The following is a 23232-nucleotide window of genomic DNA, read 5'->3' as shown; positions in this document are numbered from 1 at the left end:
AGAGCCTCCTAAGCGATAGCCGGATTGTCTTGGAAGCCCACACTATATCCGCTTCGGATTAGTGTGGGAGATGTCACCGCCTGTGATATTGCTGGCTTATTTGCAAACTGCACGGTTATTTGCGTTTCTGACAATCGTGCCTACTCTACCATTAATCTGAATCGGGTTCTTAGTGCTGGCTCGAATCAAGAGTGGTTGTTTGGCCAGACATTCTCTGATTGATGCTGCCCAGGAGGTGAGAGCTCCGGTGTATTCTGTACGACCCGCTGGGGCGCGAAACTGATCGGTAATTAGGAAATCCGAGGTAATGCTAGTGTCAGTACCAACATTGGTAATAATTGGAAAGTCAAAGGCTCTGGGCAATGTTCTGTCTTGGATTCTGCCCGGTACCAACTGATATTTCTTCGATCCACCCTTGTAGTCAATACCTGCTTGAGGGCTGGTGGGAGGGCTTGTTTGAGCCAATGCGGGAAGAGGCAAGCTTGCTACCAAAACGGTGCAGACACTCCAAAATAATTTCGATTTCATCCGATTCATCTCCTCAACTTTATGACGATTAGCACTAATTTAGGTATGCTCAAAAGACACTAGCTTTGATTGAGAAAGCGCCTCATGATATTGAGCTTGTGAGTTTGAGTTCAACTTACCTAATTTATTACCAAACATCTTCAAAAATGTTAAAACGGGTTGACCTGACAAACTGTAGAAGAGTTTCAGTTGAGTTAGATATTTACACATCTGAAGTTGTTACAGCATTGGGGAGTCGGTTTTACCAGAATGATTCATTTTTGAGCGATGTCATTGGAACTTTATCAAATTTTGTCTCAGATATCAAGTTTTGCCGATCGCGTATCCTGTTTTAACACTGGTTTGCGGCTCGATCGAGGTTTGAGTGTTGGGGGCTATAGCAGGGCGAGAAAGATGCTAGAGTGCATCGATGGCCGTTTGAGTATTTTCAGGCGACAATAGACAGAGAAGGGGCTTGAAAATAGGTGATTTTGGTGGAAGATAGTAAATTTATCGACGTATCGGACATTATGGGTGTTCCCGCAGCTCCGGCGGGTTACAAATCGGGCTTTGTGGGTATTGTCGGACGCCCGAATGTCGGAAAATCAACGCTGATGAATCAGTTGGTGGGGCAGAAAATTGCAATTACTTCGCCGGTGTCTCAGACGACGCGCAACAGGCTGCGGGGCATCCTGACGACACCTGAAGCACAAATTATTTTTGTAGATACTCCCGGAATTCACAAGCCGCACCACGAATTGGGCAAGGTTTTGGTGCAGAATGCCCGCACCGCGATTAAGTCGGTGGATGTGGTGCTGTTTGTGGTGGATGGTTCGGTGGAATCGGGAGGGGGCGATCGATATATTGTCGAAATTCTCAGCAATATCGGCATTCCGGTGATTTTTGGGATGAATAAATTGGACGAACAACCGTCGGATTGCGTGTTGATAGATCGAACTTACGAGCAAATTGTCAATCCTGAGTGGCCTGTAGTGAAATTTTCCGCTCTCACGGGCGAGGGTGTCGAGTCGCTGCAAAAATTGTTAATCGAACATTTGGAGGTTGGGCCTTATTATTATCCGCCGGATTTGGTCACTGACCAGCCGGAACGCTTTATTATGGGCGAATTGATTCGGGAACAGATTTTGCTGCTGACGCGGGAAGAAGTGCCGCATTCGGTAGCAATCGCGATCGACATAGTTCAAGAAGAAGCAAAAATTACTCGCATTCTGGCGACTATTCACGTGGAACGGGATTCCCAAAAAGGCATTTTAATCGGTAAAAGCGGCAGTATGCTCAAGTCGATCGGCAGTGCGGCCCGGGAACAGATTCAAAAGTTAATTGAAGGCAAAGTATATTTGGAGTTATTTGTCAAAGTGCAGCCGAAGTGGCGGCAGTCGCGCACTCGTTTGGCGGAATTGGGCTATCGGGTGGAAGAGTGAAACTTTGGCAGTTGGCAGTTGGGGTTCTTCCGTTCTTTAGACCTCTTGCAAAAAATCCTTTTCATCAATTGATGGGACGGGCAAGATGCCCATCCCACAAGATTTATTTTTTCTTGTGGGATGGGCATCTTGCCCGTCCTAATTATTTTTGCAAGAGGTCTTTTGAATCAAGAATCGAGCACGACTTTCGCTCTGAGAGAGTTTCATCGGGTTCGGAGAGTCGGTACAAACCCCCGCTTAACAACTAGAACGCCATTCCAATAACAGTACAGTAAACTGAGAGCAGCCCCATTCGCCCCAGTTGACCTATGCCGCGTTGGTTCAATACCGCTGGCCCCTGCCGCGAGGATATCCACTACGTACTTCCTGCTACCCGTCGCATTCCTAGCCTGGAACGACTGATTGCTCAGCAGAACTATTTCGTCATCCACGCACCCCGACAAGTGGGAAAAACCACCGCTATGCTGGCGTTAGCCAAACAACTCACCGAAAGCGGACAATACACCGCCGTGATGCTGTCAGTTGAAGTGGGCGCACCCTTCAGTCAAGACATTGCTGGTGCAGAAGAGGCTATTTTGGGGGCTTGGCGACGGGCGATTTCGATTCGACTTCCCCCAGAATTGCAGCCGCCTGCTTGGCCCTCGTCGGAACCGGGACAGCAAATCGGCCATGTACTCAGCCTGTGGGCACAATCTTCTCCTCGTCCTTTGGTCATTTTCATCGATGAAATTGACGCACTACAAGACCAAGCTTTGATTTCTATTCTGCGCCAATTACGCGATGGTTATCCCAATCGCCCGAAAGCGTTTCCGCAATCGGTGGGTTTAATTGGTTTGCGGGATGTTCGCGATTACAAAGTGGCTGCGGGGGGAAGCGATCGACTCAATACATCCAGTCCGTTTAATATTAAAGTGCGATCGATTACTCTGAGAGATTTTAATGCAGAAGAAGTCGCGGAACTCTACGCGCAACATACCCAAGATACCGGACAAGTTTTTACACCTGAAGCCGTAGCCTTAGCTTTTGAACTGACTCAGGGACAACCTTGGTTAGTGAATGCTTTAGCTAAGGAAATTGTAGAAGAATTAGTAACAGATGAATCTATAGAAATTACACCAGAACATATTTTATCAGCTAAAGAAATTTTAATACAACGGCAAGATACGCATTTGGATAGCTTGGCAGAACGACTCAGAGAAAACCGAGTCAAAGCCATTATCGAGCCGATGTTGGCGGGTTTGGAACTGGGCAATATCCCTAATGATGATATTCAGTTTTTAATCGATTTGGGTTTGTGTAAGATGGATGTTCAGGGTGGATTGACGATCGCTAACCCAATTTATCGGGAAGTTTTGCCCCGCGTGCTCACCCTAACGCCAATGGCTTCTCTGCCGCAAATTGCACCGAGTTGGTTGACCAATGAAGGCAAATTAGACACGCAAGCGTTACTCAAAACTTTTCTGGAATTTTGGCTACAGCATGGCGAACCGTTACTCAAAAGTGCATCTTATCCCGAAATAGCCCCTCATTTAGTGTTGATGGCATTTCTGCATCGGGTGATTAATGGTGGGGGAACGTTGGAGAGGGAATATGCCATTGGACGCGACAGAATGGATTTATGTTTGCGTTATGGTGAGGTAACGTTGGGAATTGAACTGAAGGTTTGGCGAACTCGGAAAGTCGATCCATTGAGTAAAGGGTTGGAACAGTTAGATGGATATTTGGCTCGATTGGGAGAAGATGAAGGGTGGTTGGTGATATTCGATCGACGCGAGAATGCACCGGAGTTAGAAGAACGACTGAATACTGAAATTCATCTGACACCAATGGGGCGAACCGTTACAGTTATTCGTGCGTGAAGAAGTTGTGATGAATGTCTCGATTTTTGCGGCCGAGGGTGTGCGATCGACTCTCATCTAAAATATAATTAAGAAGCGGTTGACACACACGATCGAGCTGCGGTATTACTCGATTATATCCAGTATTGTACCGCAACTGCAATACAATTATTCGATCGCGCACCCATGTAACAAGCTAGTATATCTAATCTTTTCGCCAAACCTCAAACGAGGAGATTCTCAAAAATTCCAACTATGAACTACCGAAACCACATCACGATCGAAGCAAATAAACGCGGTGGTAAGCCTTGTGTACGCGGCTTGCGAATTACGGTTTATGAAGTGCTTGAGTACCTGGCTTCCGAGATGACCGAAGCAGAAATTCTTGACGATTTCCCCGATTTGACGCGAGAAGATTTAAAAGCCTGCATTGCTTATGCTGCTGACCGCGAGCGTCGGTTTATGACCGCGACCTTATCGGCATAAAATTACTTTTTGAGGAAATTTTGTCGTCCAAGTTGCCGAATCGTTTGAGCGATATTTTCCCAAATTCGCTTCACGTTTGAGATGTGGGAATGAAAGCAACGATCGACCCAATAGTTTGGGATTATGCAAAAGACAATAATTTGATGATTGTCTCGAAAGACGCGGATATGCACGACCTGAGCTTAGTATTTGGGAATCCACCGAAAGTTATTTGGCTTCGCCTTGGAAACTGTTCGACATTGCAAATTGAAAATTTGCTGCGTCGGGACTTTAACGCGATCGAGTTATTTTATGAAGATGAGACTTTATCGCTGCTTGCTTTATCATAATGCACCGATCGCCGAGGGTGTGCGATCGACTCTAAATGCTCTCTAATCTAAAATATAATAAACATAGCTTTTTTCAGTGGGACGGCTTAAGTGATGGAGTCAAATCGTGCGGCGAACTCGATCGAGGAAAGGAGATTCCGATAGGGAGTAAGAACGGGTTGACATACATCCTTGATCTGCGGTATTATTCGACTATATCCAGTATTGTACAGCAACTGTGATACAATTATAAGTTAGACTTAAGCATAAAATAATGCTCACAGATGAACAAAAAAATACATTTTCTTCATTGAGAGTTGAAATCATTGATATCAATATTTTAGCTCACTTATTCGTTAGAAAATTCAACCGTATTGGTTATCTCTTCCAAAAATCTACACGGCATCATATTTTTGAAGAGTTTGTTTCACTTCGGTATATGGAAAATGGGTTGATTCTTCATTTAACTAATTTAGATGATGATCACTCCAAATTTTCATTTAGAAGTGTAGAAAAAGAAATTAAAAAGTCTCTTAAAGACCAAAAGCAATTAAAAAAATTTAACAAGCTATTAGACACCTATAGACAAGATATCAATAAGCTAAAGACTGCTCATAGAAATATGAGAATTGCTCATCTTAGGTATGAGGAAGACTTGCCATTAGATCAATTTCTCAACTTTGAAAAAGAATTATATCCTTTGATAAAAAGTGCAAATCTAATTGGAGATTTTGTATGGGGTACGAAAATAAATTATAGTTTTAATCTAGGTAGTAATGAAAAGATTTTAGATTTTAGAAATCTCACTGAAAACTTAAAAGTAAACGTTAATGAAGAAAAAGATTTTTAAAAGAAATTCCGTTCTTGGTTTGGAGGGCGATCGCATTTCATCAAGTCACCCAAAATCTCGGCACTGGCGGTACAATATTTTTAGTTCAAGTTGCCTCATCCTTCGTGTCTAACTACGCATTCGAGCGGATGGACGGTACACACGGGTAAATGGCTTATTTTTCTAGCCACCGCTCAACTTGGCACCGTTATCTCGCAAACGCTGCCTGACTTTGGAGATGATTCGGAAGCTCGATCGAGAGCTTGACCTACAGAAAATTGGTAGAATAAACAGAGCTTTAAGGCAATGGCAGCCGGTTTGATTTGTACGAATGGGAAAGGTAATGGCTTTTTCTTGAATCGTGAAACATGGCGGGCATTTTAAGCCTGCATAATATTTGCCAAAACTATCAATCGGGCATAATCGCCAATGAAGAAATTCCTGACTATCCTCGCCAGTACGATCGCGATCGCGACACCCACCCTATTCGTAGACCACACTACCCTACTCGCCCAAGCCCAAACCCAAGAATCACAGCTCAAAACCCACGCTATCGGCAATCTGACCTTCAAAGCACCCCGAAATTGGCTCGAAAATCCCAGGGGCGCAAGTGCGAATAGCCTTACTTTACACAACAAAAACTTCCCCGACAGAGGCGGTGGATTTGCCCCCAAGGGTTTGATTCGCGTAGTTGCAACCATCAGTGAGGAAGACCTGGAAACCGCGACCGCGACAAAACCGAATTCTAGAGCTTGGCCTAAGACGACGACTAAAACCGAACGTCTAACGATTAACGGCAAAAAAGCAGTGCGCTTGTATGAAGACTATAACGACGGGTTTCCCGCAGGCATTGTCACCTATGTTGCCACAGGAAAAAAAGAAACAATTATGCTAGGAACTTTCTACTCCGACAGTGCTACAGAAAAACAAGTTCAGCAAATTCAAGATTCGATTCGCATTACTAAATAACGTTCAAGGACTTAAATTCGGCACGTTTAACAAGAAGGCTTTTTCCAACTGGTTGAGCCAACAATCCCCGTACCTTTAGGCCGGGGAGTGTCAACAACAACTATCAAGGCAACTCAACCGAACTCGGTTTAGCAATGTGAGGCAAGCCCCAGCCCAATTTTTCCCGCAAAATGTGGAAAAACTCAAAAGATTGCACCCGAATAAAGCGGGCTGGGTACGGAGCTCGCTCGACTTGCACCCAATCCTCCGGCAGAACATAACATCCGCCGTTCCCGTCTACCACCATTACCAGGCGGTTCGGACTTGCCGGCAAAATCTTGATCGGCTCAGTGTTGGAAAACACCAAAGCCCGCGAAGCCATTGAATGCGGGCAAATAGGCAGCAACTGCAGCACCGGCACTCCCGGAATGATCACAGGGCCACCCGCAGAAAGGGCGTAAGCTGTCGATCCTGTCGGAGTCGCGATGATGACTCCATCTGCGGCAATGTCCACAGATGCGTGCTGACCGATCGCCACTTCAAAATGACACATACAAGTCAGCGGTTCCCGGTGCAGCACCATTTCATTGAGACAAAGGGCTTCCCAGAGGCAGTCGTTTTCTCGAAACAGCCGCACCGCCAGCATCGATCTTTCTTCTATTTCGTATTCTCCGGCGATTACCTTTTCCAAAGCTTGCGGCAGCAAGTTCAGGTAAGTTTCAGTCAAAAAGCCCATGTGACCGGTATTGACAGTCAGCAGCGGCACCCCGATGGGAGCAACTTGGCGAAATGCCGACAGCACCGTACCGTCGCCGCCCAAAACCACTGCAAACTCCATGTCGCTGTCAAAACCGGGGGGGACGAGTTGGTCGATCGGAGTGTGGCACATCGGGCGACTGGGGCTAGAATAGCCCAGAATTCCTCCGGAACCAGAAACCGAGCAGACCTCCCAGCCGCGGGCAGTCAGCTTGTCTTGCAACTCTGCGGCGATGCGACAAGCCACAGGTTTAACGTCGTTGTATATAATCCCTGCTTTCGGCACTTTAAAATGTAAAGGGCATCTTTTGTTTACTCCGTTTTTTCGTTTTAAGCTGCTCGTACTCTATTTCCTTGAGCTTCTTCATAATCAGATTAAAGTATTCTTCGAGATAAGATTCCAAAGTAGTAGTTTCTTTGGGGTCGATTCCGAAGACACTGTAAACATCATCCATCGGAGCTTTCAAGGGTTTTCCGGCCGCCAAAACTTCTGAAAAAGCCAATCTGTCAGCTACGTTCCAACTCCACTGAAAGAACTTAGCAAATTGACGAGTAGCCTTCAACAAGGCGTCTGGGGTGCGCGTAATTTTGGCTTGCTTGCCTGATAGCCGTTCGCACAACCGCACGATTTCTTCAGCATCCCAAGCGCGATTTCCCACCACCGGAAAACTTTTTTTCTCGGTTTCAGGAACGGAAAGGGCCCGGACGGCAAATTTAGCAACGTCCTGAGTGTTCATGTAGGCAAGGGCGGATGGCTTGTTGGGCAGCCAGACTGCCTGATTGTCCAAAATCGGCATTGCATACAGGCTCAGCAGTCCTTGCAAAAAGCCGCAAGGTCTCAAGATTGTGTAGTCTAGACCGGATTCTGCTAAGAACAATTCGGTACAACGCTTGATTTCCAACAAGGGGACTTGGGGATATTTCTCCGCGTCGAGAAAGGAAAAGAATATGTAACGCTTGATGCCTGCTGCTGCTGCTGCTTGGATCAGCGATACTTTTCCGTCCCAGTCTACTCTTTTGATGCTGACAGAATCGGCTGCACTGGCTGTTGCTGCATCGATAATAGCAGTGACGCCTTCTAGGGCCGGAGGCAGACTGTCTGGCTGGCAAAGGTTCCCCGGTACGAGTTCAGCGCCCCATTCTTTCAAAAATGCAGCTTTTCTGTAACTTCTGACTAAACAGCGCACCTGGTAGCCCTCGTCTAGGGCGCGGCGGGCTATCTGGCGGCCGAGAGTGCCGGTGGCACCTAAAATCAATAAAGTCATCTAGGGATTAATTATGAATCTTAAACTTTCTATAAGATGGTATCAGGTTTTTGTTAAGTTTGTTATAAAAACTTAACAAAAACCTGAAATTTTCTCATTTTAGGCTTGAGATATTCGGCACAAGGCTGACTTTCGGCAGCAAGTAGACTCTAGAAGGCAGAAGGTAGAAGGCTTTTGAAGGATTGGTTGAAAAAAACTTATTCTTCGCCGCCTTGCAATTTGAGCAGGAGGAAGCCTCCACCTATACCCACGAAAATTAGGGAAAAGGACAAAAAGGCTGCATTGAAAATTTCAGGATTCATGATTATATATGTCCAATTGGGCGATCGCATTAAATAAAGATAATATAATTTGGGTCAACCCGGTACATGAATGCTAAAATTTCAGTGCCGAAATTCCTGTATTTTGTTGGAGAAAACTGCATTGAGTCTCGATCGGGAATCAAAACTAGCTGTAACTCTGGGAGATCCGGCGGGAATTGGCCCGGAAGTGATTCTCAAGGCATTGGCAGATCCCGCTGCTGCTTTGAAGGTGACGGTTATAGGTTCTAGGAGAGTTTTGCAGCAAACTTACGATAAGTTGCGATCGAGCAATCCAGCAGCAAAAGCGGCAAATCCCGAAACATTAAATATTATTGATATCGAACCAGACAACAAGTGGGGCGAAATAGTCCCCGGTGTCGGGAGTGCAGCTAGCGGGGCAGCTAGCTTTGCTTACATGGAAAGTGCGATCGCCCGTACCATCGCCGGCGAATTCTCCGCCATCGTGACAGGCCCGATTTCCAAAACTTGCTGGCAGGCGGCCGGTTACAATTATCCCGGACAAACAGAACTCCTCGCAGAAAGGGCAAAATCGCAGCGATTCGGAATGCTGTTTGCCGCCACATCTCCCCACAGTGGCTGGACTCTGGTAACTTTACTCGCTACCACACATATTTCCCTGCGTCAAGTCCCCGATGCTTTGACTCCAGAATTACTGAGCGAAAAACTAGAATTGCTGGTAGAGTGTTTGCGGGAAGATTTTGGGCTGGAAAGACCGAAAATTGCGATTTCTGGCTTAAATCCTCACAGCGGCGAAAATGGCAAACTGGGAAATGAAGAGCAAGACTGGATGATACCTTGGTTGGAAACGCAGCGCGATCGCTTTCCTCAAGTGCAGTTAGACGGGCCAGTCCCCCCCGATACCCTGTGGGTAAAACCGGCTAAAGTTTGGTACGGTTTAGCCAAGGAAGCTCACGACGGTTACTTGGCAATGTACCACGACCAGGGGTTGATTCCAGTAAAATTGATGGCTTTCGATAAAGCAGTCAACACTACAATTGGCTTGCCTTTTGTCCGCACATCTCCGGATCACGGCACAGCTTTTGATATTGTAGGTCAAGGGCTTGCGGATGCCTCCAGCATGAAGGCAGCATTGCAGTTGGCGGCCCAGTTGGCTAGTCGCAGAACAGCAGTTAAAATAGGGCGATAGGTTTAGTACGCCAGACGCTCGGAAAAATTGTGTCATTCCTATTGATTTTCGCTGGGGTGAGGCGGCAAGCAAGCTGGTAATTTCCTTCGGTGGGTTAAAATCAACTTTTGGTAGCGCAGTATGGCAGAATCTAATGATAATTCAGGCAAAATATATCAGTCAGAAAAAGAGGTTTATGATGCAACTCTGGCAAGTTCTAAAGCTGGAGAGCAACTTCAGGAATTGCTAACTATACTGACTGAATTTCAGTTATTAAAGAAATCAAAAAAAGAACCAAGCGAGCTGAAGTTACCGCTTTCGGAAAAGTCTGTGCAGCGGTTGGAGGATGACGAAAATCGGCGCCAACAATTGTCTTTTCGGATCGAATCACCGAGTATTGTACCGGAAGTATTAACTAACGATGAAGAGATCCCATCTCAAAGACGAGAAAACAATAATGAGGAACCCGATTTATCTATAGCGGGGAAAGTAGCTAAAAAAACTCGACCGTCGGAAGAAGAATTAGAACAAGCAGTAGAGCAGTTTAAGCAGTTGCAACAACTGCTGTTTGAAAGGGATTTACCGGAATTTTACAGTAATGTTTTGAGCGTGGAACAAAGGTTAGAAAATTTTGAGAAGCTGATGTCTGAGCCCGAAGAGTTGATGGTTTTGCTGAAACCGTTAATTCCTGAATTAGTGAGAGAAGAATTAGAGGAGTTGAAGTCTGAATTAAAAAAGGCGATCGAACTCGCGAGCAATAATAAAATTAATCGGATCGAGTTGGAGGCAAAATTAGCAGATTGGGAAAATCAAATTGCTAACTTGAACCAGCAGCCACTGCCGAATACAGAACACTTAATCCAACGGCTGATGCCAGTGGTGGGCGATCTGCTCAACCGTAAGGTAGAGGAGTCTAAGTTAGAGGTAGCTTCGGCGATCGCACCGAGAGTCAATCAAGTAATTCACAATCAAAACGGACTTGAAGAACAGGTAGTAAGAATTGAAGATAGAGTTGCAAATATTCAGCAGCGTTACCAGCAGCAACCGGAAGATTTAATCAAGCAGCTAGTACCAGTAGTTAGCGATTTACTGAACCGGAAAATTAGTGAATTAAAATTAGAGGTGGTAGAAGCTGTCGCCCCCTCAGTACAGGTAAGAATAGCTTGGGTAGAAATAGAAGAAAAAGTATTGAGCATCATCGAACGGCGGCTGGCTATGCAACAGTCGCCAATTCAGAAGCCAGAAGAGATAATGGCGATGCTAATGCCAGCAATAACTGATTTGCTGAATCAGAAAATCGATGAATCCAAATTAGAGGTAGCAGCGGCGATCCAACCTTTGATAGAATCAGCAATTCTTCAAATAGAAGTTCAAGGAAAATTGAGCGACGTAGAAAGTAGACTAAATAATCTTCACCGACAGCAAAAAACACAGCCGGAAGATATAATGGCAAGGTTAATGCCGTTAATGATTGAGTCGCTAAACCGGAAAATCGAGGAGACAAAGTTAGAGGTGAGAGAGGCGATCGCACCTGGTGTCAACACAGCTATTCAAAACAGCGGTATTGCAGCACAAATATTAAATAATGAAACTAAGATTGTCGAAGTTCAGCAGCAAGTTTTAGCCGAGATAGAAGGGTTGATGGCAAGAATAATGCCAGTGATTGTAGAAATGCTGTCCCGAAGCATCGGGGAAGCAAAGCTAGAAATAGAATCTGCGATCGCCCCCGCTGTCGATGCCATCATTCAGAATAAAAGGATTGATCAAAGACTCGGGAAGATCGAACAACAGATTGTGGCGATCGAACACCGGATTTATGAATCCACAGACTTGTTTACAGATTTACTGAAACCTTTGATTGACGAGCTGATGGTTAGCCATCACGCCCAACTACAAAAGTCGGTCATCGAATCTATTTTACCATTGTTAGATGAAGTTGTAAGTTATAATTACAGACTCAACGATAAAGTAGGGGAACTCGATCGCAAAATTACTGATGCGGAATGGGGAGGCGATCGGGAAGAATTACTCGCCCGAATTAAAATCATGTTTCCCGAAATGATGCTCCAAACCATTAATGAGTCGAGACAATCATTTGTCGAAACCATAAGTCCGATAATTGATGAAATAATTAATACCAAAACCCGACAAAACAGACAATCGATGGGAGTAGCCATATCGCCGGCTCTGACTGTGGGAATCAGCCACAGAATGAGTGAATCGCCCGATGAAATTGCAATGGCGATCGCGCCGGAAATGGCCGCCGCTATCAAACAGCAAATTCATCTCAAGCGAGAAGCAATGTCGGATGCACTTTATCCGATCATCGGCAGCACGATTTTAAAATACATCGCCGAGATGATGCGGGAGATTAATGAAAAAGTCGAATCAGCTTTAAGTCCAGAGGGAATTAGTCGCAAAATCAAAGCCAAATTACAGGGCATTTCTGAAGCAGAATTGCTGATGAAAGAAACAACACCACTGAGTGTTAAAGCTGTTTTTTTAATTCAAACACAATCGGGCTTAGTAATTTCAGCAGTGCAGCATTCTGAACGCGAACAGCTAGACTCAGACATGGTAGCGGGGATGCTGACTGCTATTCGGGCTTTTGTCAACGATTGTATATCTCAGTCGGGAAATGTTGCAGAAATTGATGCAATAGAATACGGCACATCTACGATCGTACTGGAAGTGGCGGGTTCGTGTTATCTAGCAGTAGTCATGCAAGGAGAAACCCGCCAGTGGTTTAAGTATAAAATGCGATCGATATTCAACAATATTGTTCAAGAATACGGAACTCAAATTCAGTCATTTAACGGCGATCCAGCAACTGTGCCACCCGAAGTAAACTCGAAATTGCAAAAATTAATCGATACAGAGGTAAAAGTTAAATCTCGTAAACGTCCAATTTTACCCATGATCGGTTTGGCAGCGTTAGGTTTAATTGGCCTACCTTGGGGAATTCATCAATACCGCAGCGGAGTTGAAGCGAGCTTAGAAGCAGATACGAATTTAGCATTACAATCTGCTCCCGAGTTATCGGTTTATCGTATCGTGGCAGATGTTAAAGATAAATTATTGCAGATTTCGGGACGAGTGCCGAATCAAAATCTGCGATTGAAAGCGGAAAAAATCGCTCAGCAAGTGGCTCCACAATCAAGAATTGAAAATAAAATTATAGCCGTTGAAGTACCTCCCGATCCAGTTTTAGTCGAAGCCGATGTCAAGCGGACAGCAGCTCTTTTGAATAAAGTAGAAAGCATTAATATCTCAGCTCGCTATGCAGAGGGAAAAGTCGCCGTTGCAGGCAGTGTGAGCCAAGTGCCAGATGCTCAGAAAATAACTCAAGCTTTTGAGAAAATTCCGGGGGTGAAGTCTGTAACAAATACAGTGATAATAGGAACTCCACCGCCACCAAAGATAATAATGCCAGTTCGCGTGTATTTCGGTGCAGGTTCGGCAAGTTTGCAGGCGAAAGATGTAGCACAAAAGCTTAGCAAAGTCAAGGAATATATGGAGAAAAATCGCACGAATAATTTAAGGATAGTTGGCTACAGCGATTTTAAAAGCAGTCCGACCGAAAATCAAAAGTTGGCACTGGAAAGGGCGACAAATGTGAAAAATATTTTGGTTAGACAAGGGATAAATGGCAACAGAATACAAGTTGCTTCTACTAAGGGTCGTCCCGAAGGTGTGGAGGCCAATCAACCGCTGTGGCTGAGCAGATTGGTAGTATTTGAGGTGATCAATTAAAATTGGGAATGGGGAATTGGGCATCGGGCATCGGGCATCGGGAATTGGGCATCGGGCATCGGGCATCGGGCATCGGGCATCGGGCATTGTTAATTGGGAATTTTCCCTAATGACTAATGACTTCTTTCTGTTAATTTATAGTAACTGGCAAGAAGGTTAGGACATTTTTGATCGCAGACAATATTGCTCTGACTGCATTTCCCTTCTTCCTTCTTCCTTCTTCCTGACATCAGTTACATCCGTTACATCCGTTACATCCGTTACAAAATCCGTTGCCGAACTTCCTTCTTCCTTCTTCCTTCTTCCTTCTTCCTTCTTCCTTCTTCCTTCTTCCTTCTTCCTTCTTTACCCTTCCGAAAGCAATTTTAAGTATTGCTTAATTAAGCCAATCGTGACAGCGGGAATTTCTAACTGCGGAGTCAAACCTACGTTTTCGAGAGGTTGAAAAACTTTGATTGCTTCGGGGTTGAGATTTGCCAACCGCTGGCCGATATCGGGCCCGGTAAACTGCGATTTTTCTCCCCAAATAATCGCTGTCGGCGTTGTTAGCTGAGTGATGTACAGCGACAAATCAAAGCACAAATCTCCCCGCACAAAAGACAGGGCTGCGTATTCTGCATTTGGTTCCAAAGCAGATTGGAGGTAAGCATCAACAATTTCTTGGTAAACGCGACGCGAATCGGCAAATTGGCGTTGTTCTAGGAAGCTACGGATGCCGCCGTCTGTGGCGATTGCGGTACTGTAGAGCAATTTGTCTAAAATCGGCGTGTTGACTAGCTTTGCGAAGAAACTGCTGCCGTAATCTTGTCCGAAGTCCGACAAACCGCTGGGTATCGTCAAAATTAGGGATTTGAAGAGATCCGGCCGTGCGATCGCAGCTCGAATCGCGATCGCCCCTGTTAGCGAAGAAGCAATCACCTCTGTCGGACTACCGCAAGTTTTTTCGAGAAATTCGATCAAAGTTGTGATATAATCTTCAACCTGATAATTTCTTGCCGGATGTTCCGATCGCCCCCAACCGATTAAATCAGGTGCTAAAATTCGATATTCGGTCGCAAAAGCCGGATAAACTTTCGACCATTCGTAGGCACTCGACCCGCCGCCAAAACCGTGAAAAAATACTAAGTTGGGCTTATTTTCCGAAGTTGAGGTCGGCAACCCCATCCAAGGCATTTTTTCAGCAGTGTAGTAGACCATTCTGCCGAGAGAAGTAACTATTGATCGCTGACCGAAGCCGAGGGGTACAAGCATAAACTAACCTCAATCGCTGTTATATTTTAGATTCTTTTCCGTCGCCCCGTCTTTGTTTAAAAAACTTGCAAAGCTGGTGGCGTTTTTGTAAAGATTGAGTAATGATTTAAATCTATTTTAGTACAGGTGAAGCGTGAAACTACAGACAGCCAGTAAGTTTTGCGATTTGGGCAATTCGGCTGTGTAGTTATCCTTACCCTTGCAAACTAGCGCCGATCGGAGATAATAGCAAAATGATGGGTAAGACCCCTCAACAAAATAGAGTCTGTTCGCCAACCCCGAAAGCAGGCGCTCGGAAAGCAGGAGTATTAGAACTCGCTTTCAGGCAGGCGGCAGGTTGGCTGAGGCTCGCCAATCACGAATTATTAATCACGATATTTTGCGGAGCAGTGGCTTTTGAGGTCGAAAGTCTTTGTTGGAGGGCGGGCGATGGGGTTTCGATTCCTAATTGCAGGTTTGGCAATCACTGGCCTCGCCGTTATCAATTCCAAAACACAAGAAACAACTAATCTCAGGGAGGTCTACTAAAATGCAACTGCTCAGAAAAAGGGATCGCGAGGGTTTTATGGTTGATGCGAAAAGTCTTCAATCGGACGGGTTGGCAGAATTTGACACAGCCTGTCGAAGCATGGATTTAAACGGCAAAAAGTCTTTTGTCGCTACTCCAGAACGATCGGGCGCAGGCTCAGATGTGCGATCGCGCGCCACGGTACCTGCGATCGTCCGCGTAGCTTTAGAAGACTTGAAATGCTTTGAAGTAGTAGAACACCAGTTTGCACATTGGGGGGTGACTTTTAGCAATGCCGTCGCCATCCAACCTTCAAACCCAGCATTTTTCACGGGTTCAGGGGCAACAGTGTTAATGGGAGCCCCCAAAAGCGGACTGATAGAAGTAATTTTTAAGTATCCAGTTCGCTGGGTGTCAGGACTTGTCACCAGTTCGCGACGAACTGTTTTATCTGCTTGTGATATTGACGGCAACCCAATTGTTCAGGATGAAATGCCGGCGCCCAATCTGATCGGGTCTAATTCTCCGATCGCCCCTAGGGCTCCCCTGCGCGTAAAAGCTCCGAATATTCATCGAATTACTTTTTACGCTTTTGACGGTCAGCTAGTAGTCGATGACTTGATTTTTGGATTTTAGACTTGAAGTAAATCACCCCATAGTTCGCTAAACTTATCCATAGTTAATCCTTAAGAGGAATTTCTATGTGGAAAGTGGCAGAATTTGGAAAATTAGTTGGAGTTTCGTCTTCTACCTTACGGCGTTGGGAAAGTGAAGGCAAGTTAGTCCCCAATAGGACACTAGGCAACCAACGTCTTTATACAGACAGTCACCTTAGTATCGCCCGAAATCTGAAAACAGGTAAAACACCAAACCGAGTTATCGTCTACTGCCGCGTCTCATGCGCTGGACAAAAACCAGAGTTACTTCGCCAGACACAGGCTATGGAACAATTTTGCTTGGCGCAAGGTGTCTCCATCACTGACTCGATTCAAGAGATTGGGGGAGGACTGAACTTCAATCGTCCCAAATTCCTGCAAATCATACAATGGGCAATACAGGGCGAAGTCAAGATGCTATACGTGGCTCACAAAGATCGACTGTGCCGATTTGGATTTGAATTGGTCGAGCAAATTCTACAGTGGAATGGCGGAACGATTATCGTCGCCAACGCCGAAACCCTTTCACCGCAGGAAGAATTGACTCAAGATTTACTGTCGATCATCGACGGCTTTTCTTCCCGCCTCTACGGATTACGGAAATATCAAGCAAAAGTTAAGAATATTGTAGAGGATATAGATCCTTGTTCAGAGTCCCATATACCTCACCAAGTAAAAAAGTCAAAGTAAGTTTAACTATGTTTGCCGTCAAACGATCGCTAAAATTGAATAACAACGAAGCGACTTTGAGGGCAAAACACGAAGCATGGAGGCAGGTTGTGTTTAATTTCGGGTTCTTGCGAACCCTGATTTATAGTGAGGGCAAGCTTTCGGACTCGAAGGCGATCAAGGAAGTCAAAAAAGTTCTCACCAACCACCTCAAGAAGCAACCTGAATTCGCTTAGATGAATCGGTTGTCTAGCCGAGTCTACCAAAATGCTTTGATTGACTTGAAAGATGCGTTTACCGAAAAACTGGGTCTAAAGCCCCGTCATAAGCTTGACGGCTTTTCCTCTTTAAGTTTATCAATCCAGCCCTCTATAAGTTGGGTCATTGTTTTTTCTTTCTGTTTGGCAATTCTCCGCAACTTCTCTAGCCGACTCACGGCAATGCGAATACTTAATCTTTCTCTGGTCATTTGGCTACCCAATTGCTACCCGGGTATGTTATCATGGTAAGCATGAAAGCAAGATATCAGTACCGTTTCTATCCAACAAGCCAACAGCAGCAGAGCTTAGCTCAGTTGTTCGGTTGTGTTCGTGTTGTGTATAACGATGCTCTTGCAATCTGCAAACAATCTCAAAAGAAGCCTAAATCGGCTGAACTCCAAAAGATTGTTATCACTCAGGCAAAAAAGACTGAGCAAAGAGCTTGGCAAGCGTGAAGTGTCGGCAATTCCTTTGCAGCAGTCGGTAGCTGATTTAGAGGCAGCCTTCAAGAATTTTTTCGATTCCTGTAAAGGTAAGAGAAAGGGGCAAAAGGTTGGCTACCCTAAATTCAAAAAACGCACCTCTAGTCAGTCAGCTAGGCTAACTCGCGGTGGGTTTTCAGTCCAGGGGCAGGGTGTTTATTTAGCAAAGATGGGTATTGTCAAGCCGATTTGGTCTAGAGAGCTACCGTCAGAGCCTAGCTCAGTTACGATAATTAAAGACTGCGCTAACCGCTATTTTTTGAGCTTTGTAGTAGAAGTAGAACCCGTTCAACTCGACGCCAAAAACCAAAGTGTCGGGATTGACTTGGGTATTAAAACTTTTGCTGTGCTCAGCAACGGTGAAAAAGCTGTAAGCCCCTGCTATAAAGCGCTAGACCGCAAGGTTCGCCAACTTCAGCGCAAGTTAGCGCGTCAACAGAAAGACTCTAAACGAAGAAGCAAAACCCGTATTCAAATTGCCAAACAGCACAACAAGATTGCTGATACTCGCAAAGATTTATTGCACAAACTATCAACCAAAGTAGTTAGTGAAAACCAAACTATCGTTTTGGAAGATTTGAATGTATCAGGAATGGTTAAAAACCGTAAACTGTCTAGAGCAATTAGCCAGCAAGGTTGGAGAGAGTTTAGGGTCTTAGTTGAGGCAAAGTCTCAAAAGTATGGACGTGAGTTCGTAATTATTAGTCGATGGGAACCTACAAGCCAAAATTGCTCTGATTGCGGATATAAATGGGGAAAAATTGATTTGTCTGTGCGTTCTATACTTTGCTTAAATTGCGGTACAGAACACGACCGAGATGAAAACGCTTCGGTAAATATAGAAAAAGTCGGCCTGGGGCATCGGCACGACTCTAAATGTACGTCGAGACAGAGTAAGACTACCGGGCGTAGCGTCCGTCAATGAAGCGTAAAGAATCCCCACGCCTTCAGGCTGGGGAGTATGTCAATCGATGTTCTAAAACAAGCTCGAATTGTGGGAATAAAAAAGATATGCGACTGGGCGTTCGGACTTATTATTGTCCTGGTTGTGGTAGATATATCGATCGCAATTGTTGGAATGCAAGCGTTAATATTTTGAACTCTTAACCCTCGGCAGCCAGGGGGATAGCCGACTCCCTCCACTACGTTGGGCCCAATAGCGTAGGAAGTAAACTCGGACGATCTAAAGATAGCTTTAGATAAGTTTAGATAATTTGTCCGAAGCAACAAAGCCCTAAGTAGCGTCCCAAGTCTGCAAACCTTCGAGAAGGGCATTGCGGACTAAAGCTTCTGGTTCCCGACTCAGCATCAGGCGAAAGCACTCGGCAGCGCGGGAACGGGCGATCAAACTTTTGACAGAGCTCACAGGGCCAAACCCACCCTGATTCACCAAATCTGTCATTTGGCGCACTGCAATCAAACGCTTCACGGGGTCAGCATCAGTCAAATCCGCCAAGATGCGATCGAGCACCACTTCATCTTTGGCGGCCCCCAGACTCAACCCTTGCCGCAGCAACAGCCAGGGAATCGCGATCGTGCCCAAATTCTGCAAAATTAGGCTCAAAGCCATCCAGTGGCTGCTTGAGTCAGCCCAAATCGCCAAACTCATGTAAGCGCCCAAGGTAGCAATGCCGCCGGTGCCGACGGCTAAAACGAACCGGCGGTTCGGGCCCTCCCAAAATTCCTCGCCTTTTGCTCGCAACAATTGCCAGTCCCACGACTGCCCTCGGTAAACCAGCATCATCGCTGCTATCCCCAGGCCTGTGGAAAACAGTAACTGACTGTTCCACCACCCCCAAACTGCTGCCAGGGTGACAACTGCCAGCCAACCTTTTGAGCGAGTCAAACTCTCTAGCAGCCACTTGAGAAACGCAGTAGAAACCACAGGCGATCGGGCCCACTCGCTCTTGCCATCTGCCCCCCAGCGCATTGTTTCGGCAGTCCGGCCTGTGGCTGTTGGGGTTCCCGGCGGGCGATCGTCGGAACTAAAATCCCTCAAAGCTTGGCCATCAGTTATTTCTAAAGACAGGTCGCTCAAGGGGAGATTACCGAGTTCCAAAGTGCGATCGGACACTTTCACAGGCGATCTATTCAGCTTGGTTGTAGTTTTTTTAACTTGATTCATACTGACTTTTTTGAAAAAAAACTTAAAGTTATCGAGGCTTTTTTAGCAGTGATTTAGATTCTCGGTAAACAAGAGTCTAAGACTCTATGATACCCGAAATTCAAACCCGTGGCCAGTACCGCAACTGCGCCGAATTCCGAGAAATCCTTACCAAAAATAGAGCTATTGAAGATAGTTGAGAAAAGCACCACAGGTTAACAGGGAATATTTCTGCATCACTCTTGAGACAGAATGCCGATCGGAGTTGGCATGATGGCAAAAACTCGAAATTTTTTAATTTCCGAAAATAGGGGAATTTTGAGTGATTCAATTCGTCCGCCAAGAAATGCACGACGAAAATTTAGCCTTTTGCCCGCTGGCTGGGGATGTCGCTGCTACCCCGGTGTCAGATGAGGCTGGGTTCAGCTTGACCGCTAGCTGGACGAACCGCCGCCTCTGGGCGGGCAGACAATCCAGACAGTATTGCTTGATAATTAATAGCAGAAGCATTCCTAAACTGCTAAGATTTTGGAATTAATGGGAGTTGAGTTAGTTAAACCGGGTTCTGCTAAAAAGGAGTCCCTGATGCTCATGGGCAGGGGTTAAATGGCGGGACCATCTCAAGTCGGGTAAATTAACCGTCATTCTTGTAGAGGCGCCTTTAGGCCCGATCGGCAACATCAGCCAGATATCGGCGCAAAACAGCCCCGACACCTGCATATTATGGTCGCTAAACCGGACTAGATAGCAGGAAAGCCATCATCCGCGTTCCAACCCGTAAAGCAGCAGGGCAAACAAGCAACCGCGCGATCAGGTTCGGCAAGTGCGGAGGCTGGAACAAACAGCGGCTTTTGACCAAACTCAGACAGAACTGCTGCCCCAAAGTGTGTCTGCGGAGGTTAGGCTAGTGAAGAGAGGAAAAGAATAGTTACGATCGAGACTTGATTAGTCTACCTTGTAATTTATTGCTCAGTTGTCAAGCCCAACAGTTTTGCATTCTCGCGATGAGCGAGACTCTTGGCACTTCCAACAAGTGGGGAACTCGACCGTCAAAGAGCTTGGGTTTGATGGTAAAGCCCTTAGTAATATGTAAACACCTTATCGATAACTCGCCGGAACAATCTTGCAAGAAAACCCATGTCTAGTATGCACAACCAATTCACGGTTCACTTCTGGGGCGTTAGAGGTAGCATAGCGTCTCCCGGGGCAGAAACAGTACGTTACGGGGGCAACACGCCCTGTGTAGAAATGCGAGTGGGTGACAGTCGCCTAATTTTCGATGGCGGTACTGGATTGCGGGTTTTGGGACAAACTCTCCTGTCCCAGATGCCCGTAAAAGCTCATATGTTTTTTACTCACTCTCACTGGGATCACATTCAAGGATTCCCATTTTTTGTCCCAGCTTTTATTCCGGGGAACTGCTTTCACATCTATGGGGCTATTGCTCCTAATAAGGCTACTATCCAGCAGCGCCTCCACGACCAGATGCTGCACCCCAATTTTCCGGTACCCCTGCAAATTATGGGGGCAGACCTGAAATTTAACGATATAGAAGTGGGCAAACCGCTGGAAATCGGAGAGATTAAGGTGGAAACTGCTTTGCTCAACCATCCGGGCGAAGCTATAGGCTACCGCGTAAACTGGCGGGGGTATTCGGCTGCTTACGTGACTGATACTGAACATTTTCCCGATCGTTTAGACGAAAATGTGCTGTATTTAGCTCAGGATGCTGATGTGCTGATCTACGACGCTACTTATACCGATGAGGAGTATTATGCCCCGAAGAGCAGCAAGGTCGGCTGGGGACATTCGACTTGGCAGGAAGCGGTGAAGGTGGCAAAGGCTGCTAATGTCAAAAAGTTGGTGATTTTTCACCACGACCCGCTGCACAATGACGAGTTTTTAGACAGGGTGGGAGAAGAAGTGGCTCAAAGGTTCCCGAATAGTTTGATGGCGCGGGAAGGTTTGTCGTTACAATTGCTGCCTCCTAATAACGATTTGTCTGAAGCGTCGGTGCAAGCGCCTCAAGTGTCTGTTTGATGGATTTGAGATTGCCAGATGGTTCTGAAATCTCGATCGGTGAAATCTGACATTGAAGCGAGGGCTGACCGAAAGCATCCAGGATACAAGCCCCCGGATTCATTCCGAAAGCAGACTCAGGACCCAGAAATAAAAAACCTGTATCCCATGAAACTTGCCCCCCGAATTTATCCGTGGGGTCAATGCTTCAATCGAAAATCGAAAATCGAAAATCTAAAATCGATTGACCTCAGTCAAAGACGGATACCGTGCCACGTACTCCTGTCGTGGAAAACCAAAAAGTTTAGACCAAAGTTCAACCTTCCAGATTTATCTGTGGAGTAAAATCTAAAATCTAACATCTAACATCTAACATCGACTGGCGATCGCAATCTGGCTAAGTATGTCAAAATTTTAAGCGTGTGGGTAACTTCTTCTTGTACCGCTGCTCTGACTCCAACTTCTGTTGCCTTGGGAAACTTTGATGGTTTGCACCTAGGGCATCGACAAGTCGTGCAGCCAATTTTAAATCGATCGCCTAGGTCAAATTCTGCGACGGTTTTTGCGTCGGGGCAAAACTTGCTCTCCAACGCTGGCAAAGATCAAAATTGGGAAACAGAACATCCGGCGACCTGCGAAAATGACTCAGCAGCACCGCCCGATAGAGCCGACAGCCGCCATAATTTCGATGGTTTGATAGAGCAGACAAGGGCAGAGGGCAACAGCCTCTCTCGTTGCGATTCTGATGGGGTTGATCGGCTTTACGGCACTGTGGTGACATTCGATCCGCACCCGCAAGAATTTTTTACGGGTCAACCGAAAAAACTGCTGACACCTCTGGCAGAAAAGGTAGAATTGCTCGCAGCAATGGGCGTCGAGCAACTTGTGCTGCTGCCGTTCGATCGAGAACTTGCAGCTTTGACTGCTTCTGAGTTTGTCGAGGAAATTTTGGTGCGACAACTAAAAGCGAGTCGAATTAGTGTGGGGGTTGATTTTCGGTTTGGACGGGGACGCGCTGGGACGGCTGTGGATTTGCAGTCGATCGCCTCTGGTTACGGTATTGATGTTGCTCTTGTACCGCTGCATAATTGCGGTGAGGGCGATCGGATCAGCAGTTCTGCAATCCGCGAAGGTCTGGCATCCGGCGACCTCACAAGAGCGAATCAGTTGCTGGGGCGACCTTACAGTTTAGTCGGGACTGTGGTTGGGGGACAGCGGCTGGGTAGGACGATCGGATTTCCTACTGCTAATATCGAACTGCCGCCGGAAAAATTTTTGCCACGTTTTGGCGTGTATGCAGTGCGAGTCTCGGTGAAGCAGGGAGGGGAAAAGATGAAAGAGGAAAGTTCTTCTTATCAGCGGGAAAATCCCAAATCTCTAATTCCCCGCACAGCATCAAATTTATTTTTTGTCAATGGGGTGATGAATGTTGGCTGCCGCCCGACAGTAGACGGCCTGCAACCCACTGTGGAAGTTCACCTGTTAGATTGGTCTGGGGATTTGTACGGTCAAACCTTGAGCGCGAGTTTGGTAGAGTTTTTGCGACCCGAACAAAAATTCGCGTCTCTGGAAGCTCTCAAAACTCAAATTCAGGCAGATTGTGATATTGCTAGAAGCGTATTATAGCATAGGGCATAGGGCATAGGGCATAGGGCATAGGGCATAGGGCATAGGGCATAGGGCATAGGGCATAGGGCATAGG

General features: G+C 46.0%; 23 protein-coding genes. 17 read left to right on the top strand and 6 right to left on the bottom strand.

From position 1 onward, the window contains the following. Positions 1 to 96: 96 nt before the first annotated feature. A complete protein-coding gene (locus QUB04_RS30315; protein ID WP_333290305.1) occupies positions 97 to 528 on the bottom strand; it encodes a hypothetical protein in 432 nt (143 codons plus the stop codon). Positions 529 to 1037: 509 nt separating this feature from the next. Between QUB04_RS30315 and era the strand changes: the two genes are divergently transcribed. From era to QUB04_RS30285, 6 genes are all read left to right on the top strand, one after another. After that, on the top strand, positions 1038 to 1949 hold the full coding sequence (era, locus tag QUB04_RS30310) for a GTPase Era (RefSeq protein ID WP_333290307.1): 912 nt from the start codon (positions 1038 to 1040) through the stop codon (positions 1947 to 1949). Between the two features lie 308 nt (positions 1950 to 2257). After that, entirely contained in the window at positions 2258 to 3808 is a 1551-nt protein-coding gene (locus QUB04_RS30305; protein ID WP_333290302.1) for an ATP-binding protein, read from the top strand. A 234-nt stretch (positions 3809 to 4042) separates the two neighbouring features. Then, entirely contained in the window at positions 4043 to 4273 is a 231-nt protein-coding gene (locus QUB04_RS30300) for a DUF433 domain-containing protein (RefSeq protein ID WP_006634608.1), read from the top strand. 89 nt (positions 4274 to 4362) lie between these two features. Then, on the top strand, positions 4363 to 4602 hold the full coding sequence (locus QUB04_RS30295; protein ID WP_333290300.1) for a DUF5615 family PIN-like protein: 240 nt from the start codon (positions 4363 to 4365) through the stop codon (positions 4600 to 4602). A 253-nt stretch (positions 4603 to 4855) separates the two neighbouring features. Next, the gene (locus QUB04_RS30290) at positions 4856 to 5431 is read left to right on the top strand and encodes a hypothetical protein (protein ID WP_333290298.1); all 576 of its coding nucleotides are present in this window, start codon (positions 4856 to 4858) and stop codon (positions 5429 to 5431) included. A gap of 408 nt (positions 5432 to 5839) precedes the next feature. Continuing rightward, entirely contained in the window at positions 5840 to 6379 is a 540-nt protein-coding gene (locus tag QUB04_RS30285; protein ID WP_333290297.1) for a hypothetical protein, read from the top strand. Positions 6380 to 6482: 103 nt separating this feature from the next. Here the strand turns inward: QUB04_RS30285 and QUB04_RS30280 are convergent, their stop codons facing one another. The 3 genes from QUB04_RS30280 to petM all read right to left on the bottom strand — a co-directional run bounded on the left by QUB04_RS30280 (position 6483) and on the right by petM (position 8681). Continuing rightward, a complete protein-coding gene (locus QUB04_RS30280; protein ID WP_333290295.1) occupies positions 6483 to 7400 on the bottom strand; it encodes an NAD(+) kinase in 918 nt (305 codons plus the stop codon). Position 7401: 1 nt separating this feature from the next. Continuing rightward, positions 7402 to 8379, bottom strand: coding sequence for an NmrA family NAD(P)-binding protein (locus QUB04_RS30275; RefSeq protein WP_333241610.1), 978 nt, complete (start codon positions 8377 to 8379; stop codon positions 7402 to 7404). 197 nt (positions 8380 to 8576) lie between these two features. After that, complete coding sequence (gene petM / locus QUB04_RS30270; protein WP_172189541.1) at positions 8577 to 8681, bottom strand: cytochrome b6-f complex subunit PetM; 105 nt, start codon at positions 8679 to 8681, stop codon at positions 8577 to 8579. A 70-nt stretch (positions 8682 to 8751) separates the two neighbouring features. Between petM and pdxA the strand changes: the two genes are divergently transcribed. Continuing rightward, a complete protein-coding gene (pdxA, locus tag QUB04_RS30265) occupies positions 8752 to 9849 on the top strand; it encodes a 4-hydroxythreonine-4-phosphate dehydrogenase PdxA (protein WP_333290293.1) in 1098 nt (365 codons plus the stop codon). 120 nt (positions 9850 to 9969) lie between these two features. Next, positions 9970 to 13581, top strand: coding sequence for an OmpA family protein (locus QUB04_RS30260; RefSeq protein ID WP_333290291.1), 3612 nt, complete (start codon positions 9970 to 9972; stop codon positions 13579 to 13581). A 345-nt stretch (positions 13582 to 13926) separates the two neighbouring features. Here QUB04_RS30260 and QUB04_RS30255 read toward each other — a convergent pair whose 3' ends face one another. Further along, the gene (locus QUB04_RS30255) at positions 13927 to 14832 is read right to left on the bottom strand and encodes an alpha/beta hydrolase (protein ID WP_333290289.1); all 906 of its coding nucleotides are present in this window, start codon (positions 14830 to 14832) and stop codon (positions 13927 to 13929) included. A gap of 565 nt (positions 14833 to 15397) precedes the next feature. Between QUB04_RS30255 and QUB04_RS30250 the strand changes: the two genes are divergently transcribed. The 6 genes from QUB04_RS30250 (at position 15398) to QUB04_RS30225 (ending at position 18514) form a co-directional block, all read left to right on the top strand. Continuing rightward, a complete protein-coding gene (locus QUB04_RS30250; protein ID WP_333290287.1) occupies positions 15398 to 15976 on the top strand; it encodes a hypothetical protein in 579 nt (192 codons plus the stop codon). Between the two features lie 65 nt (positions 15977 to 16041). Beyond that, entirely contained in the window at positions 16042 to 16686 is a 645-nt protein-coding gene (locus QUB04_RS30245) for an IS607 family transposase (protein ID WP_333290285.1), read from the top strand. An 8-nt stretch (positions 16687 to 16694) separates the two neighbouring features. After that, positions 16695 to 16901, top strand: a complete 207-nt coding sequence (locus QUB04_RS30240; protein WP_333290283.1) for a hypothetical protein — start codon at positions 16695 to 16697, stop codon at positions 16899 to 16901. A 266-nt stretch (positions 16902 to 17167) separates the two neighbouring features. Next, a complete protein-coding gene (locus tag QUB04_RS30235) occupies positions 17168 to 17380 on the top strand; it encodes a helix-turn-helix domain-containing protein (protein ID WP_333290281.1) in 213 nt (70 codons plus the stop codon). Between the two features lies 1 nt (position 17381). Continuing rightward, entirely contained in the window at positions 17382 to 18332 is a 951-nt protein-coding gene (locus QUB04_RS30230; protein WP_333290279.1) for a transposase, read from the top strand. Then, positions 18329 to 18514: a zinc ribbon domain-containing protein gene (locus QUB04_RS30225; RefSeq protein ID WP_333290277.1), complete on the top strand. Its 186-nt coding sequence runs from the start codon at positions 18329 to 18331 to the stop codon at positions 18512 to 18514. The genes QUB04_RS30230 and QUB04_RS30225 overlap by 4 nt, the downstream gene beginning before the upstream one ends. Before the next feature lie 127 nt (positions 18515 to 18641). Here QUB04_RS30225 and QUB04_RS30220 read toward each other — a convergent pair whose 3' ends face one another. Then, positions 18642 to 19532: a hypothetical protein gene (locus tag QUB04_RS30220; RefSeq protein WP_333290275.1), complete on the bottom strand. Its 891-nt coding sequence runs from the start codon at positions 19530 to 19532 to the stop codon at positions 18642 to 18644. Between the two features lie 301 nt (positions 19533 to 19833). Between QUB04_RS30220 and QUB04_RS30215 the strand changes: the two genes are divergently transcribed. The 3 genes from QUB04_RS30215 to QUB04_RS30205 all read left to right on the top strand — a co-directional run bounded on the left by QUB04_RS30215 (position 19834) and on the right by QUB04_RS30205 (position 23156). Then, a complete protein-coding gene (locus QUB04_RS30215; protein WP_333290273.1) occupies positions 19834 to 20049 on the top strand; it encodes a hypothetical protein in 216 nt (71 codons plus the stop codon). Positions 20050 to 20648: 599 nt separating this feature from the next. After that, positions 20649 to 21551 carry an MBL fold metallo-hydrolase gene (locus QUB04_RS30210; protein WP_333290271.1) on the top strand — a complete coding sequence of 301 codons (903 nt, stop codon included), beginning with the start codon at positions 20649 to 20651 and terminating at the stop codon, positions 21549 to 21551. Between the two features lie 399 nt (positions 21552 to 21950). Then, a complete protein-coding gene (locus QUB04_RS30205) occupies positions 21951 to 23156 on the top strand; it encodes a bifunctional riboflavin kinase/FAD synthetase (RefSeq protein WP_333290268.1) in 1206 nt (401 codons plus the stop codon). Positions 23157 to 23232: the final 76 nt, after the last annotated feature.

The organism is Microcoleus sp. D2_18a_B4 (assembly GCF_036702475.1).
Taxonomy (GTDB): Bacteria; Cyanobacteriota; Cyanobacteriia; order Cyanobacteriales; family Microcoleaceae; genus Microcoleus.
The sequence above is the reverse complement of the archived record's forward strand: the minus strand, read 5'-3'. Positions and strand labels throughout refer to the sequence as shown.